The organism is Pseudarthrobacter sp. NPDC092419 (assembly GCF_044755045.1).
In the GTDB taxonomy this organism is placed as follows: Bacteria; Actinomycetota; Actinomycetes; order Actinomycetales; family Micrococcaceae; genus Arthrobacter.
Window position 1 is genome coordinate 160,718 of sequence record NZ_JBIVQF010000003.1, and the last position, 14,206, is coordinate 174,923.

The 14,206-nt window shown below is 68.1% G+C and carries 17 protein-coding genes and 1 riboswitch; of the genes, 16 read left to right on the plus strand and 1 reads right to left on the minus strand.

Annotated elements, in window-relative coordinates; all coding sequences use genetic code 11:
• A riboswitch (FMN riboswitch) is annotated at positions 1-150 on the plus strand.
• 93 nt (positions 151-243) lie between these two features.
• The 8 genes from ribD to hisF all read left to right on the plus strand — a co-directional run bounded on the left by ribD (position 244) and on the right by hisF (position 6,103).
• Positions 244-1,395, plus strand: a complete 1,152-nt coding sequence (gene ribD / locus ACIQC0_RS06525) for a bifunctional diaminohydroxyphosphoribosylaminopyrimidine deaminase/5-amino-6-(5-phosphoribosylamino)uracil reductase RibD (protein ID WP_400533462.1) — start codon at positions 244-246, stop codon at positions 1,393-1,395.
• Positions 1,395-2,024, plus strand: coding sequence for a riboflavin synthase (locus tag ACIQC0_RS06530; protein ID WP_400533464.1), 630 nt, complete (start codon positions 1,395-1,397; stop codon positions 2,022-2,024). Before ribD ends, ACIQC0_RS06530 begins: the two co-directional genes overlap by 1 nt.
• On the plus strand, positions 2,021-2,761 hold the full coding sequence (ribB, locus tag ACIQC0_RS06535; RefSeq protein WP_400533466.1) for a 3,4-dihydroxy-2-butanone-4-phosphate synthase: 741 nt from the start codon (positions 2,021-2,023) through the stop codon (positions 2,759-2,761). The genes ACIQC0_RS06530 and ribB overlap by 4 nt, the downstream gene beginning before the upstream one ends.
• Positions 2,758-3,456 carry a GTP cyclohydrolase II gene (gene ribA / locus ACIQC0_RS06540; RefSeq protein WP_400533468.1) on the plus strand — a complete coding sequence of 233 codons (699 nt, stop codon included), beginning with the start codon at positions 2,758-2,760 and terminating at the stop codon, positions 3,454-3,456. The genes ribB and ribA overlap by 4 nt, the downstream gene beginning before the upstream one ends.
• A 15-nt stretch (positions 3,457-3,471) precedes the next feature.
• Entirely contained in the window at positions 3,472-3,954 is a 483-nt protein-coding gene (ribH, locus tag ACIQC0_RS06545) for a 6,7-dimethyl-8-ribityllumazine synthase (protein WP_400533470.1), read from the plus strand.
• 122 nt (positions 3,955-4,076) lie between these two features.
• Positions 4,077-4,340, plus strand: a complete 264-nt coding sequence (locus ACIQC0_RS06550; protein WP_015936881.1) for a phosphoribosyl-ATP diphosphatase — start codon at positions 4,077-4,079, stop codon at positions 4,338-4,340.
• 88 nt (positions 4,341-4,428) lie between these two features.
• The gene (hisG, locus tag ACIQC0_RS06555; RefSeq protein ID WP_377215590.1) at positions 4,429-5,286 is read left to right on the plus strand and encodes an ATP phosphoribosyltransferase; all 858 of its coding nucleotides are present in this window, start codon (positions 4,429-4,431) and stop codon (positions 5,284-5,286) included.
• A gap of 40 nt (positions 5,287-5,326) precedes the next feature.
• Entirely contained in the window at positions 5,327-6,103 is a 777-nt protein-coding gene (hisF, locus tag ACIQC0_RS06560) for an imidazole glycerol phosphate synthase subunit HisF (protein ID WP_377215591.1), read from the plus strand.
• Positions 6,104-6,106: 3 nt separating this feature from the next.
• On the opposite strand, the gene ACIQC0_RS06565 is transcribed toward hisF, so the two are convergent.
• Complete coding sequence (locus tag ACIQC0_RS06565) at positions 6,107-6,751, minus strand: TIGR03085 family metal-binding protein (protein ID WP_377215592.1); 645 nt, start codon at positions 6,749-6,751, stop codon at positions 6,107-6,109.
• A gap of 111 nt (positions 6,752-6,862) precedes the next feature.
• Between ACIQC0_RS06565 and hisI the strand changes: the two genes are divergently transcribed.
• The 8 genes from hisI (at position 6,863) to lgt (ending at position 14,060) form a co-directional block, all read left to right on the plus strand.
• Positions 6,863-7,282 carry a phosphoribosyl-AMP cyclohydrolase gene (gene hisI / locus ACIQC0_RS06570; RefSeq protein WP_377215593.1) on the plus strand — a complete coding sequence of 140 codons (420 nt, stop codon included), beginning with the start codon at positions 6,863-6,865 and terminating at the stop codon, positions 7,280-7,282.
• A gap of 2 nt (positions 7,283-7,284) precedes the next feature.
• Positions 7,285-8,847, plus strand: coding sequence for an anthranilate synthase component I (locus ACIQC0_RS06575; protein ID WP_400533473.1), 1,563 nt, complete (start codon positions 7,285-7,287; stop codon positions 8,845-8,847).
• A complete protein-coding gene (locus ACIQC0_RS06580) occupies positions 8,847-9,425 on the plus strand; it encodes a Trp biosynthesis-associated membrane protein (protein WP_400533475.1) in 579 nt (192 codons plus the stop codon). The genes ACIQC0_RS06575 and ACIQC0_RS06580 overlap by 1 nt, the downstream gene beginning before the upstream one ends.
• Before the next feature lie 105 nt (positions 9,426-9,530).
• Positions 9,531-9,818 carry an HGxxPAAW family protein gene (locus tag ACIQC0_RS06585; RefSeq protein ID WP_377215596.1) on the plus strand — a complete coding sequence of 96 codons (288 nt, stop codon included), beginning with the start codon at positions 9,531-9,533 and terminating at the stop codon, positions 9,816-9,818.
• Entirely contained in the window at positions 9,818-10,639 is an 822-nt protein-coding gene (gene trpC, locus ACIQC0_RS06590) for an indole-3-glycerol phosphate synthase TrpC (protein ID WP_400533477.1), read from the plus strand. The genes ACIQC0_RS06585 and trpC overlap by 1 nt, the downstream gene beginning before the upstream one ends.
• 104 nt (positions 10,640-10,743) lie before the next feature.
• Positions 10,744-12,075 carry a tryptophan synthase subunit beta gene (gene trpB / locus ACIQC0_RS06595; RefSeq protein WP_377215598.1) on the plus strand — a complete coding sequence of 444 codons (1,332 nt, stop codon included), beginning with the start codon at positions 10,744-10,746 and terminating at the stop codon, positions 12,073-12,075.
• Positions 12,076-12,104: 29 nt separating this feature from the next.
• Positions 12,105-12,902, plus strand: a complete 798-nt coding sequence (trpA, locus tag ACIQC0_RS06600; RefSeq protein WP_377215902.1) for a tryptophan synthase subunit alpha — start codon at positions 12,105-12,107, stop codon at positions 12,900-12,902.
• Between the two features lie 3 nt (positions 12,903-12,905).
• Positions 12,906-14,060, plus strand: a complete 1,155-nt coding sequence (gene lgt / locus ACIQC0_RS06605) for a prolipoprotein diacylglyceryl transferase (protein ID WP_400533479.1) — start codon at positions 12,906-12,908, stop codon at positions 14,058-14,060.
• Positions 14,061-14,206 lie beyond the last annotated feature (146 nt).

The window sequence follows — 14,206 nt, forward strand, 5'->3', positions numbered from 1 at the left end:
ATACGTGCTCCGGGGTCGGTGTAAGTCCGAACCGGCGGTGACAGTCCGCGACCCGCGAGCCGGCAAGCTTCCCAGGAAGTTTCCGGCGGACGGTTGAACCGGTGGAATTCCGGTACCGACAGTTAAAGTCTGGATGAGAGAAGCACGTACAGCTGTACCTGTGGCGCCCGACAGTGCCGCAGCCTTCTGCTGTCGTATACCCCCGGAGCCCTCGCGGCCCTAGAGGGAAGGAACGACACGGGAATGAACCCCACGCGGTGGCCTGCGGCAGCCGAAAATCCCGCCCAGGGGGCAGTTACTGCCTTCAGCGCCGGTGAGGTGCGCGCCATGGACGCCGCCCTCGAGACGGCCCGGCGCGGGCCCCGGGGAGCGAATCCCCTGGTGGGCGCCGTCGTCGTCGATTCCGAGGGCCGCCACCTTGTCACCGGCTACCACCGCGGGGCCGGAACCGCGCATGCCGAAGCGGATGCCATTGCCCAGGCTTCGGCGGCGGGGCTGGACCTCACCGGATGCACCATGCTGGTGACGCTGGAACCCTGCAACCATGTTGGCCGCACCGGCCCGTGCGCCCAGGCGATCATCGCTGCCGGCATCACTGACGTGGTGTACGCGGTGGACGATCCCCATGACCCCGCCGCGGGCGGGGCAGCAACGCTGCGCGCCGCCGGCGTCAGCGTCCGGAGCGGCCTCGGCGCCGACGAAGCGCTGGACCTCAACCGCCAGTGGTTCGAGGCCGTCACGGCACGGCGTCCCTTCGTCACGCTTCACATCGCGCAGACGCTGGACAGCCGGATAGCTGCCGAGGACGGAACCAGCCAGTGGATCTCCAGCCCCGAATCGCTGGCAGACAACCACGGGCTGCGGAACCGCATTGACGCGATCCTGGTGGGAACCCAGACCGTGCTGGTGGACAATCCGCGGCTCACCGCCCGGGACGCCGAGGGCAACCCCGCCGGGAAGCAGCCGGTACGGGCCGTGATGGGCCTCCGGGATATCCCGGAAGACGCCGCCGTCCGGGGCGACGACGGGCTCATGGTGCACCTGCCCACCCGCGATCCCCACGAAGCGCTTTCCCTCCTGTACGGCCAAGGCGTACGCCACCTCATGGTGGAGGGCGGCTCGCGGATCCTCAGCACGTTCCTCACGGCCGGACTGGTGGACGAACTGATCGTCTACCTGGCCCCCACGCTGCTCGGATCCGGTACGCCCGCACTGGACGGACTGGGCATCACCACGCTCGCCGACGCCCAGCACTGGGAATGGGACGGGTCCGATGGCGGTGCCGTGCGCACGCTGGGCCGGGACCTCCGACTCCACCTCAGGCCGCAACGCATTGTTGCCCTTGATCCACAACCATCCCGCACCACCGCGGAGCAAGCCCAGGAAGGCTACTGATGTTTACCGGAATTATTGCCGAACAGGGGCGGGTGCTCTCCGTCGAGCGCGACGGAGACGCCAGCGCCACCGTCCGACTCCACGCACCCGGCAGCACCGACGGGCTCGCGCTGGGAGGCTCCATCGCCGTCAACGGGGTGTGCCTGACGGCCACCGCCATCGACGGCCGCGATTTCAGCGTGGACGTCATGGGGGAGACGCTGGTCCGCAGCACCATTGGCGAGCTGGCGCCGGGGGACGCCGTCAACCTGGAGCGCTGCGTTCCCGCCGGTGGCCGGCTGGATGGCCATGTGGTCCAGGGCCACGTAGACGGCGTGGGCACCCTGCAGGAGCGTGAGCACCAGGGGAACTGGGAAAGGCTCCGCTTCGGCGTCCCCGCCAGGCTTGCCCGGTACATCGCGGAGAAGGGCTCCATCGCCATCGACGGCGTCTCCCTCACGGTCACCGCCGTCAGCGACGCCGCCGTCCAGGATCCATGGTTCGAAGTGGGCCTTATCCCCACCACGCTGGCGGAGACCGGGCTGGGAGCCAAGGCCACTGGCGCCCGGGTGAACCTGGAAGTGGACGTCCTGGCCAAGTACACGGAACGGCTGCTGGCATTCCGCGGCACCGAAGGAGAAGCACGATGAGCGCCGCAGTACGCCTTGAAACCGGCGCCGGGACTGTGCCTGCGGCCCCGGGTTCCGCTGCCGGGCCGGCCGTTGTGAAGCTCCTGGATCCGGTCGAGGACGCCGTGCGCGCAATTGCCGCCGGTCGGCCTGTCCTGGTGGTGGACAACGAGGACCGCGAAAACGAAGGGGACATCATCTTCGCCGCGCAGTTCGCCACGCCTGCCCTGATGGGCTGGACCATACGGTACAGCTCGGGCGTGGTCTGCGTACCCCTGCCCGCCAGCCGGGCTGACGCGCTGGACCTGCCGCCTATGACCACCGTCAACCAGGATTCCAAGGGCACCGCCTACACGGTGTCCTGCGATGCGGCCGTGGGGGTCAGCACCGGAATTTCGGCCACGGACCGGGCCGTGACGGCGCGGGTGCTGGCCGATCCGGGGGCAGGTCCCGCCGCTGTGACCCGCCCTGGGCATATTTTTCCGCTGCGCGCAGTTGACGGAGGTGTGCGGGAGCGCCCCGGCCATACCGAGGCCGCGGTGGACCTGTGCCGCCTGGCGGGTCTGGAGCCCGTGGGCGTGATTGCAGAGGTAGTGTACGACGACGGCGAGATGATGCGCCTCGACGGACTCCGGGCCTTCGCCGATGAGCACGGCTGCCCCCTGGTGTCCATCGAGGACCTGGCAGCCTATCTCGCCGCGGGGGAGCACCCGGTCGGCAGCCGAGCGGCTGCGGGTGGAACGAAGGAGAATTCATGACGGCATCTGTATCCGGCAACGGAAGGCACCAGGAGGGTGTCCATCCCGTCAGCGGAGGCCCGGTGGTGCAGCTGCCCACCGCTTTCGGCGATTTCGTCGCCCAGGCCTGGACGGACTTGGCTACGGGCGTGGAACACCTCGCCGTCAGCTCACCGAACCCGCCCAGGGACGGCAAGGCGCCGCTGGTGCGGCTGCACTCGGAATGCCTCACGGGAGACGTGTTTGGCTCCTACCGCTGCGACTGCGGCGAACAGCTGGCCTATGCGCTGGAACTGATCCACGAACACGGCGGCACCCTGCTGTACCTGCGCGGGCAGGAAGGCCGAGGCATCGGCCTGGCCAACAAGATCAAGGCCTACGCCCTGCAGGAAGCCGGCTTCGACACTGTGGAGGCCAATGAACAGCTGGGCCTTCCCGTAGACGCCCGCTGCTACAAGGCCGCCGCTCAGGTCCTCGCCGAGATGGGGCTGCACGAGGTCCGCCTCCTGAGCAACAATCCGGACAAGCAGAACAGGCTGGCCAGTGCCGGCGTGACGGTAGTGGAAATGGTTCCCACCGAAGTACCGTCCCGGGAACAGAACATCCGGTACCTGCAGACCAAGAAGGACCGTATGGAGCACCGGCTGCAGCTGGATAACCGCGTGGCCGCGCTGCCGGTCACTGCCCCCGATACCTTTAGCCACGAACAAGACTGAACGGAACAACCACCCATGAGCGGACACGGCGCCCCCACCATCGACCTGACCACCCTCCACCCCGACGAGACGTCGCGGCTCAAGCTGGCGATCGTCGCCGCCAGCTGGCATACGCAGATCATGGACGGCCTGCTGGACGGTGCCCTCCGCGCCGCCAAGGATGCCGGCATCAGCGATCCCACCGTGCTGCGGGTTCCCGGCAGCTTTGAACTGCCCGTTGCCGCCGCCCGCCTGGCTCCGCACTTCGACGCGGTGGTGGCGCTCGGCGTCGTTATCCGTGGCGGCACGCCGCACTTTGACTACGTCTGCCAGGCCGCGACGGCGGGACTCACCGACGTCAGCGTGGCCACCGGCGTGCCGGTCGGCTTCGGCGTGCTGACGTGCGACGACGAACAGCAGGGACTGGACCGGGCAGGCCTGCCCGGTTCCAAGGAGGACAAAGGCCACGAGGCCGTGACCGCGGCCCTGGCTGCCGCCGTCGTCCTCAAGCAGTACTGACCCGCGCCAGGGCGCGGCGCAGGGCAAACCCGGACGGGCGCGGTGTGTATTCCCTCACATCGCGTCCGTCATGCCCGGACCCGGTGAGCGCCCCGCGGGCCGCACCAAGTAGTCTGGAAGGCGTGAAGAATTTCGAGACGCTGTTCGCTGAGCTCAGCGAGAAGGCAGCCACCCGACCGGAAGGCTCCCGCACCGTCGCCGAATTGGACTCCGGCGTCCATGGCATAGGCAAGAAAGTCGTGGAGGAAGCAGCCGAAGTCTGGATGGCTGCCGAGTACGAGTCCGATGAAGCCGCGGCCGAGGAAATCTCCCAGCTGCTGTACCACCTGCAGGTCCTCATGCTGGCCAAGGGCCTGACCCTGGAAGACGTCTACAAGCATCTGTAGCCACCGGCCGGCGCGCGTTTTGCCGCCGGGCCCGCCGTGGCCTGCATTTGCATGACCCCCAAGACCTCTTGAACCAGAAAGATTTTCCATGCTGCGAGTAGCCGTCCCCAACAAGGGATCCCTGTCCGAAGCCGCCTCCGCAATGCTGTCCGAAGCCGGCTACCGCCAGCGCCGCGACTCGCGCGAGCTGGTCATGGTGGACCCGGACAACGACATCGAGTTCTTCTTCCTCCGGCCGCGGGACATCGCGGTGTACGTGGGGCAGGGAACTCTCGACGTCGGCATCACCGGCCGCGACCTCCTCCTGGACGCCGAGGTTGAGGCAGAGGAGCTGCTTCCGCTGGGCTTCGCGGCATCCACCTTCCGCTTCGCCGGGCCCGTGGGCGACTTCTCCGCGGCCGAGCAGCTGGAGGGCAAGCGCCTGGCCACCAGCTACGACGGCCTCCTGCGCGGCTACCTGGCGGAGCGCGGCATCAACGCCAAGGTGGTCCGCCTGGACGGCGCCGTGGAGTCTTCCGTGCGCCTGGGCGTGGCCGATGCCATCGCGGACGTGGTGGAAACCGGCAACACCCTCAAAGCCGCCGGCATGGAAATCTTTGGCGAGCCCATCCTGAAGTCCGAAGCGGTGCTGATCCGCCGCACGGGCAACGGTTCCGCCAACGGCACGGCCAAGGAGATCGAGGTCCTCATCCGGCGGCTGCAGGGTGTCCTGGTGGCACGACAGTACGTCCTCATGGATTACGACATCCGCAAGGAACTCGTGGAGCAGGCTGCCGGCCTGACTCCGGGGCTCGAGTCGCCCACGGTCTCGCCGCTGCGCGACTCCGACTGGGTAGCGGTGCGGTCCATGGTGCCCAAGAGGGAAACGAACCGCATCATGGACGAACTCTACGACCTCGGCGCCCGCGCCATTCTGGTCAGCAGCATCCACGCCTGCCGCATCTGACCCGCACCCTTCGCACCGCAAAGCATTCCAGGAGTTATCCATGGCCGTAGCAGTCCGCGTCATCCCCTGCCTTGATGTCGACGCCGGACGCGTCGTCAAGGGCGTCAACTTCGAGGGCCTCCGCGACGCCGGCGACCCCGTGGAACTGGCGCACCGCTACGACAACGCCGGCGCAGACGAACTGACCTTCCTCGACGTCACGGCGTCCTCGGGCAACCGCGAAACCACCTTCGACGTCGTCCGGCGCACCGCCGAAGAGGTCTTCATTCCGCTGTGTGTAGGCGGCGGCGTCCGCGGCGTGGCGGAGGTGGACAAGCTCCTCAGGTACGGCGCGGACAAGGCTGCCATCAACACTGCTGCGGTGACCCGGCCCGAGGTTATCGACGAAATCACCCGGCACTTCGGTTCGCAGGTCCTTGTCCTGTCCGTGGACGCGCGGCGCACCCGCCCCGGATCGCAGCCCACGCCGTCGGGCTTTGAAGTGACCACCCACGGAGGACGGACCGGAACGGGCATCGACGCCATCGAGTGGGCGCGGGAAGCGGCCAACCGCGGCGTGGGGGAGATCCTGCTGAACTCGATCGACGCTGACGGCACCAAGGACGGCTTCGACCTCGAACTGATCCGGCTGGTGCGCGCGGCGGTCAAGGTTCCGCTGATCGCCTCGGGCGGCGCCGGCGAGCCGGCGCACTTCCCGCCGGCTGTGGCGGCAGGGGCGGATGCCGTACTGGCAGCATCGATCTTCCACTGGGGTCCCGATGACATGATCAGCCGGGTCAAGGACGAGATCCGCGCCGCCGGCTTCGAGGTCCGCTAGGGGTTAGAGGCCTACTTCTGCTGACTGGAGGAGGGCGACGGCGTCGGGCTGGCCTTCGAAGGTGACCAGGGCGTGGCGGGTGCGTCCGTGCGCGTGCATCAGCAGTTCTCCCGGCTCGCCCACGATGGCAACCGACACGGGAGCGCGCTTGGCGACGTGGCGGGGACCCGAAGGCCGGACCAGCACGATGCCGAGGTCCACGCCCCGGTAAAGGATCGCGGCACGTTTGACGAGTTCATCCCACAAGGCGTCCGAGTACTCCTCGTCCAGGGCCCGGGGTGCCCAGCGGTCCACGGCGCGGCGGACGTCCTCAGTGTGCACGAAGTATTCGATGAGGTTGGAGCTTTCGTCCAGCGCCTTGATGTTCATGGGGGAGAGCGCCGGCGGTCCGGCGCGGAAGGCGTTGACCAGGTCCGCGTAGTCGTCGGCCGTCTTGAGCCGGGCGGCGAGGCGGGCCGTAGCCTGGTCCGAGGCCTTGGCCAGGCGCTTGATGATCAGTCCGAGTCCGACGGCGGCCTTCCGCTCCCGGAGGTAAAGGTGCGCGGCGAGGTCCCTGGTACGCCAGCCCTTGCAAAGCGTGGGCGCATCAGGACCGGCCGCCAGCAGGGTTTCGGCCAGGACTTCTCGGGACGGTTCGACGAAATGCATCACTTGTGAAACTAGCACGACACGCGCGCAGTTGGGCAGCATGACCACGGCCGTCCGCGTGCCGCTGTTCACATCGGCTCCGGCATGGCCGAAGGCACTAGACTGGACCCGATGTCTGAGCAGCCCATCCCCACGTCCACGCCCGGGCCGACTGTGCCCGCGGGCCCCCTTCCGGCGGACCTTTCCGCCGCCCTGAAGCGTGACAGCGCAGGCCTGGTGGCCGCCGTCGTGCAGCAGTTCGACACCAACGAGGTGCTGATGCTTGGGTGGATGGACGACGAAGCGCTGCACCGCACGCTGACCACTGGCCGCGTGACCTTCTATTCGCGGTCCCGGCAGGAGTACTGGCGCAAGGGTGACACCTCCGGGCACGTGCAGTGGGTCAAGTCCGTGGCGCTGGACTGCGACGGCGATGCCCTCCTGGTGCGGGTGGACCAGGTAGGCGCCGCGTGCCACACGGGCACCCGGACCTGCTTTGACGGCCGGGAACTCAGCGTCACCACAGGAACAAGGACAGGCGGAACAGCTTAACCATGCAGGACCTTGGAATCATCAGCCCCGGACTGGACGAGTTCCGCGAGCTGGCACGGCACCGCCGGGTCATCCCCGTCACGCTCAAGGTGCTGGCGGACGCTGAAACGCCCATCGGCCTGTACCGGAAGCTCGCGCAGGGCCAGCCCGGAACCTTTCTGATGGAATCCGCCGCTGTGGGCGGTGCCTGGTCCAGGTACTCGTTCATCGGCGCGAAATCGCGCGCCACCCTGACCACCAAGGACGGCCAGGCGCACTGGTTGGGTGAACCGCCCGCCGGCGTGCCGGTTGACGGCAGCCCGGTGGATGCCATCCGGGACACGGTCGAAGCCCTCCGCACGGACCGCTTTGAAGGGCTCCCGCCCTTCACCTCGGGCCTGGTCGGGTTCCTCGGCTGGGAGACCGTCCGGCACTGGGAACGCCTGGTCAGCCCGCCGGAGGACGACCTGCACCTGCCCGAGATGGCCCTTAACCTGGTCACGGACATGGCTGTGCACGACAATGTGGACGGCACCGTGCTGCTCATCGCCAACGCCATCAACTTCGACGACAGCTCCGAGCGCGTCGATGAGGCGTGGGAAGACGCGGTGTCCCGGGTCAAGGCCCTGCTCACCCGGATCAGCACGCCCGTCGCCCAGCCGGTCTCGGTCCTGGAGCCGGCAGCCCTGGACTTCGCCTCCAGCGTGCAGGAGCGCTGGGACGAAAACGAGTACCTCGCAGCGCTGGACCGCGGCAAGGAAGCCATCGTGGACGGCGAAGTGTTCCAGGTGGTCATCTCGCGCCGCTTCGAGATGGACTGCGGCGCGTCACCGCTGGACGTCTACCGGGTCCTGCGGAACACCAATCCCAGCCCGTACATGTACATCTTCAGCCTCGCCGACGCCGACGGACGGGAGTACTCGATCGTCGGATCGTCGCCCGAGGCCCTGGTAACGGTCACGGGTGAAGAGGTCATCACCCATCCGATCGCCGGCTCCCGTCCCCGCGGCAAGACCGTCGAGGCGGACAAAGCCCTGGCCGAGGAACTTCTGGCGGACCAGAAGGAACGCGCGGAGCACCTCATGCTGGTGGACCTGTCCCGCAACGACCTCTCCAAGGTGTGCGTGGCCGGGACAGTAGACGTCACCCAGTTCATGGAGGTGGAACGCTTCAGCCACATCATGCACCTGGTCTCCACCGTGGTGGGCCGGCTCGCCCCGGAAGCCACAGCCTACGACGTGCTCAAGGCGACGTTCCCGGCCGGCACGCTCTCGGGCGCGCCCAAGCCCCGTGCACTGCGGCTCCTGGACGAACTGGAACCGCACCGCCGCGGCATCTACGGCGGCGTGGTGGGCTACCTGGACTTTGCCGGGGACATGGACATGGCCATTGCGATCCGCTCCGCCCTGCTCCGCGAAGGCCGCGCGTATGTGCAGGCAGGCGGCGGCATTGTGGCGGACTCGGTCAATCCCGCCGAAGCGCTGGAAACCGTCAACAAAGCTGCGGCCCCGCTCCGCGCCGTGCACACCGCGGGCTCGCTGCACAACATCTCCGCCGAGTCCCTTCCCGGCGGGAAAGAGTCCTGATGCCCGCGTGGGCCCGCAAGTCCACGGTGGTCCTGCTCATCGCCGTCCTTGCGCTGGCGGTTTTCGGAACCACCACCCAGACCTGGCTGTCCGTCTCGCTGGATCCGGCGCAGGCCGGCGCCGGGGGAGACGTCCTGGACGTGCAGGGCAGCAAGGCCGCGACGGCGGTGACGGGCCTCGCCCTGGTCGCCCTTGCGGGCGGGCTTGCCGCATCGATCGCCGGCAGGATCGCACGCTGGGTCATCACCGTGATCATCGTGCTGGCTGCGGCGGGCATTGTCGCGGCCGCAGCCACTGTGCTGGCCGACCCGCTGGCCGCCGCCCAAGGCTCCATCGCCGCCGCTACCGGCGTTTCGGGCGGCCAGGCGCAGGTGGAAGCCACCGCCTTTCCGTTCCTCGCCGTGGCCTGCGGCATCCTGCTCGCCCTGGCGGGGCTGCTGGTGGTTCCCGCAGGCCGGCACTGGAAGGCCCGGACCAAGTATGACGTGGCGGGCCGTGGAACGGCGGCGGCAACAGCTGGGCCCGTGGACGAGATCGACAGCTGGGACCGGCTTTCCCGCGGCGACGACCCCACCTGACCGGCAGCGTGACGGTAACCGTTCACCGCCGCCGGTTCCCGGATACGCGGACGGTGCCCAAAAAATGGCAGAATGTAAGCAGCATTTACCCCTGAGGAGATTTCCATGAGCAAAGCACCCGCGTCCGTTTCCGACTCCGGCACCCGCGTTGTGGCCCCCGGCGCCATTGACCACAGCCAGGAACTCGGCCACGGCAACAGCCCCGCTGCCTGGACCTGCGTCATCGTGATGCTGGTCGGCGCGCTCATTGCCTCCATTGCCTTCGTTATCGCCAGCACCCCCATCTTCATCGTGGGCGGCGCCATCATGGTCCTCGGCCTGATCCTCGGTTACGTCATGCGCAAGGCAGGTTACGGCGTCGAAGGCAGCAAGCTGAAGAACTCCGGCCACTGATGGCAACTGTTCTCGATGACATCAACGCTGGTGTCAGGGAGGATATGGAAGCCCGGAAACGGCTCGTTTCCCTCGCTGAACTGAAAGACCGCGCCCAGGCGGCTCCGGCCGCCCGGGACGCCTGGGCAGCCCTCGGTGGCACTGCGCCGCTCCGGGACCAGCTCAAGGTCATTGCGGAGATCAAGCGCCGCAGCCCCTCTAAAGGCGACCTGGCCGGCATCGCCGATCCGGCGTCCCTTGCCCGGCAGTACGCCGACGGCGGTGCTTCCGTCATTAGCGTCCTCACCGAACAGCGCCGGTTCAACGGGTCCCTGGCGGACCTCGACGCCGTGCGTGCCGCCGTCGACGTGCCCTTGCTGCGCAAGGACTTTACGCTGGACGAGTACCAGATCTGGGAGGCCCGCGCCCACGGCGCCGACCTCATCCTGCTCATCGTTGCGGCCCTATCCGATGCCCAGCTTGAGGACTTCAGCGCCCTGAGCCACGGGCTCGGCATGAACGTGCTGGTGGAGACGCACACGGAAGAGGAAATCGAGCGGGCCGCTGCCGCCAAGGCGCGCATCATCGGCGTCAACGTGCGGAACCTGAAGACGCTCGACGTCGACCGTTCGGTTTTTGCCGCGCTGGCAGGCCGCGTGCCGGCCGGTGCGCTGGTAGTCGCTGAATCCGGCGTCAGGGACGCTGCCGACGTCACCCACTACGCCGCCAGCGGCGCCGACGCCGTGCTGGTGGGCGAGGCCCTGGTCAGCCACTCCACGCCGGCGGATCGCATCGCCGAATTCACCGCCGCAGGGGCCGCCGCCATCGCCGCCCGCGGCTGACGGCAGCGGTCCGGTCCCCGGAGCGGGGGCCGGGAATGCCTGCCACCCCGGAGCAACTGCCGGGGCACCCGATTTTGCCCGAACAACTGGAACAGGACGGACTGATGGCCCACGCACCCTCCGGCGCAGCCCACAACGATGCCGATCACAACGCCACGGAAGCCTTCCTGCAGGGCGGCTCCCTCCGCCACGCGCCGGGGCCGTACTTCGGCAACTACGGCGGACGCTGGATGCCGGAATCCCTCATCGCCGCCCTGGACGAACTCGAAGAGACGTTCAACCAGGCAAAGGACGATCCTGACTTCCGCGCCCAGATCGCGGACCTCAACAAGAACTACTCGGGCCGCCCGTCACTGCTGACCGAAGCCAAGCGGTTCTCCGGCCACGCCGGCGGAGTCCGGATCTTCCTCAAGCGCGAGGACCTGAACCACACCGGCTCGCACAAGATCAACAACGTCCTGGGCCAGGCGCTCCTGGCCAAGCGCATGGGCAAGACCCGCGTCATTGCCGAGACCGGTGCAGGCCAGCACGGCGTGGCCAGCGCCACCGCCGCAGCCCTGATGGGCCTCGAGTGCGTGGTGTACATGGGTGCCGAGGACTGCCGCCGGCAGGCGCTGAACGTTGCCCGGATGGAGCTGCTCGGCGCCACCGTCATCCCTGTGACCAGCGGATCCCAGACACTCAAGGACGCCATCAACGATGCGCTCCGCGACTGGGTGGCCAACGTGGACCACACCCACTACCTGCTGGGCACCGCGGCGGGGGCGCACCCGTTCCCGGCCATGGTGCGTTACTTCCACGAGGTTATCGGCGAAGAAGCCCGGGCCCAGATCCTGGAGCAGGAAGGCCGGCTGCCGGACGCTGTCTGTGCCTGCATCGGGGGCGGCTCCAACGCCATCGGCATCTTCCACGGCTTCCTCGACGATCCGTCCGTGAAGATCTACGGCTTCGAGGCAGGCGGCGACGGCGTGGACACCGGCCGGCACGCTGCCACCATCACCCTGGGCAAGCCTGGTGTGCTGCACGGCGCCCGCTCGTACCTCATGCAGGACGATGACGGCCAGACCATCGAGTCGCACTCCATTTCGGCGGGGCTTGACTACCCGGGCGTTGGTCCGGAGCACTCGTACCTGGCGGACATCGGCCGCGTCAGCTACGAGCCCATCACGGACAGCGAGGCCATGGATGCCTTCCGCCTCCTGTGCCGGACCGAGGGCATCATTCCCGCCATCGAGTCAGCCCACGCGCTGGCCGGAGCCATCAAGGTGGGCCAGCGGCTCGCCCAAGAGGATCCCGCCGCCGCTGCCGGGAAGATCGTGATCGTGAACCTGTCCGGCCGCGGCGACAAGGACGTGGCCACCGCGGCTGAATGGTTCAACCTGCTGGACAAGGGTTCGGCCGAGTCGGAAATCGGTAAAGAGGGTGAGCAGCTGTGAGCGGCGCAGAGACGGCAAACGGGGTACAGATGACCAGCAAGGCGGCAGCGGCGATCGACCGGGCCCGTGGCGAGGGCCGTGCCGCCCTCGTCGCATACCTGCCCGCGGGCTACCCCAGCGTCGAGGAATCCATTGCCGCCGGCGTTGCTGCGGCCCGCAACGGCGCAGACCTCATTGAGGTGGGCATCCCCTACTCCGACCCCGTGATGGATGGCCAGGTTATCCAGGCCGCCACCACCCAGGCCCTGGCGAACGGCTTCAAGGTGGGCCAGGTGTTCGACGTCGTCGCCGGAATCACGAGCCAGACCGATGCTGCCGTCCTGGTCATGACCTACTGGAACCCGGTGGTGCGGATGGGCGTGGACGAGTTTTCCCGCCGCCTCGCGGAAGCCGGGGGAGCGGGACTCATTACCCCGGACCTCATTCCCGATGAGGCAGCCGAATGGATCGAGGCTTCTGACAAGTACGGGCTGGATCGGGTGTTCCTGGTGGCGCCATCTTCCACCCCCGGGCGCATGCAGCGCACGGTGGACGCCAGCCGCGGCTTCGTGTACGCCGTGTCCATCATGGGCGTCACCGGAGCCCGGACGTCCGTGAGTACGGCTGCAAAGGACGTCGTGGCTGCCGCACACGCTGCCGGAGCGGAACGTGTGTGCGTCGGCCTGGGCGTGTCCAACGCCGACCAGGTCCGCGAGATCGCCGCCTACGCAGAAGGCGTCATCGTCGGCACGGCCCTGGTCAAGACCCTGGGCGACGGCGGCGTGGACGCAGTCGGTGCCCTCACCCGAGACCTCAGCACCGGCCTGGCCAGGAAAGAAGAAGCCTAAGCAATGCAAACACTCCTGCAGGCTGCCGCCCTGGTGCCGGCCAGTATCCCCAGCCCGGACTGGTCCGGCTTCGACATTCCCCTGCCGTGGGGTGCCCTGCGCATCCACGCCTACGCGCTGTGCATCCTTGCGGGAATCGTGGCCGGCCTGTGGCTGACCTCGGTCCGCTGGGCGAAGCGCGGGGCGCCGGAAGGGAGCGTGTGGGACATCGTCATCTGGGCCATCCCCTTCGGCATCATCGGCGGGCGGCTCTACCACGTCTTTTCGTCCCCTGACGCGTACTTCGGACCCGGCTTTGACGGGACCGGGGACCTGTCGCTGATCCCGCAGATCCAGCGCGGCGGTCTGGGCATCTGGGGCGCCGTCCTCCTGGGCGTCGTCGGCGCCTGGATCGGCTGCCGCCGCAGTGGCGTCAAGCTCACCGCGTTCCTCGATGCGGCCGCCCCCGGACTGCTCCTGGCCCAGGCCATCGGGCGCTGGGGCAACTACTTCAACCAGGAACTCTTCGGCGGCCCCACCACGGTACCCTGGGGCCTCGAAGTGGACGCCGACAACCCCAATTTCCCGGCCGGCATGGCCGAGGGCACCCTGTTCCACCCCACGTTCCTGTATGAGTCCCTGTGGAACGTTGCCGGCGTCATCATCCTGCTCGCACTGGACCGCCGGTTCAACTTCCGCCGCAGCCGTCTGTTCTGGCTGTACGCCATGTACTACACCCTGGGCCGCGTCTGGATCGAGGCCATGCGTATCGACGACGCGGAACAGATTTCCCTGTTCGGCATAACTACCCGCCTCAACGTGTGGACCAGCATCTTCGTTTTCCTGGTGGCGCTGGCCGCCTTCGTGCTCCTGGGCCTCAAAGGCCGCCCGCAGCCGGATACGCCATACCTGCCGGGCAAGGAGCCCGCACCGGTGGCCGCAGGCGCGGCAACCGATACTGCCGCAAATGACGTCCGTGATCCGGACTCCGTTGTCTCAGATAGTGAATCGCGTGATAATCTCCGTGATAACCACAGCGGTTCCCGGCCTGCTTCCGACCCCACGGAAGAAGCCGCGGCGGCACCGTCCGGCCCCAGGCCCGGCACGGATGCACCGGCCGCCGGATCTTCCGGCAGCACAGCCACGGGATCCGCGCCAGAGGCCGGCGACAGCAAGTAGCCGGCTCGAAGGGCAGGCGAGCCACCGCTCGAACAGCCCGCAAACCACAGCGTCGTGGCATGGGATCCGCCGGATCAGCGTACAGCTGGCCTTCGGCGTAGCCCGGGGCAGGGGCCTGCGTAACTCTTCGTTCAGCAGGCCGAGCT

Excerpts from the sequence above, each read along its gene's own strand:
- ribA (WP_400533468.1), top strand. The coding sequence starts at position 2,758 with ATGACGGCATCTGTATCCGGCAACGGAAGGCACCAGGAGGGTGTCCAT.
- hisG (WP_377215590.1), top strand. The coding sequence starts at position 4,429 with ATGCTGCGAGTAGCCGTCCCCAACAAGGGATCCCTGTCCGAAGCCGCC.
- ribH (WP_400533470.1), top strand. The coding sequence starts at position 3,472 with ATGAGCGGACACGGCGCCCCCACCATCGACCTGACCACCCTCCACCCC.
- ACIQC0_RS06580 (WP_400533475.1), top strand. The coding sequence starts at position 8,847 with ATGCCCGCGTGGGCCCGCAAGTCCACGGTGGTCCTGCTCATCGCCGTC.
- trpC (WP_400533477.1), top strand. The coding sequence starts at position 9,818 with ATGGCAACTGTTCTCGATGACATCAACGCTGGTGTCAGGGAGGATATG.
- trpA (WP_377215902.1), top strand. The coding sequence starts at position 12,105 with ATGACCAGCAAGGCGGCAGCGGCGATCGACCGGGCCCGTGGCGAGGGC.
- ACIQC0_RS06565 (WP_377215592.1), bottom strand. The coding sequence starts at position 6,751 with ATGCATTTCGTCGAACCGTCCCGAGAAGTCCTGGCCGAAACCCTGCTG.
- hisF (WP_377215591.1), top strand. The coding sequence starts at position 5,327 with ATGGCCGTAGCAGTCCGCGTCATCCCCTGCCTTGATGTCGACGCCGGA.
- ribB (WP_400533466.1), top strand. The coding sequence starts at position 2,021 with ATGAGCGCCGCAGTACGCCTTGAAACCGGCGCCGGGACTGTGCCTGCG.
- ACIQC0_RS06530 (WP_400533464.1), top strand. The coding sequence starts at position 1,395 with ATGTTTACCGGAATTATTGCCGAACAGGGGCGGGTGCTCTCCGTCGAG.
- ACIQC0_RS06575 (WP_400533473.1), top strand. The coding sequence starts at position 7,285 with ATGCAGGACCTTGGAATCATCAGCCCCGGACTGGACGAGTTCCGCGAG.
- trpB (WP_377215598.1), top strand. The coding sequence starts at position 10,744 with ATGGCCCACGCACCCTCCGGCGCAGCCCACAACGATGCCGATCACAAC.
- ribD (WP_400533462.1), top strand. The coding sequence starts at position 244 with ATGAACCCCACGCGGTGGCCTGCGGCAGCCGAAAATCCCGCCCAGGGG.
- hisI (WP_377215593.1), top strand. The coding sequence starts at position 6,863 with ATGTCTGAGCAGCCCATCCCCACGTCCACGCCCGGGCCGACTGTGCCC.
- lgt (WP_400533479.1), top strand. The coding sequence starts at position 12,906 with ATGCAAACACTCCTGCAGGCTGCCGCCCTGGTGCCGGCCAGTATCCCC.
- ACIQC0_RS06585 (WP_377215596.1), top strand. The coding sequence starts at position 9,531 with ATGAGCAAAGCACCCGCGTCCGTTTCCGACTCCGGCACCCGCGTTGTG.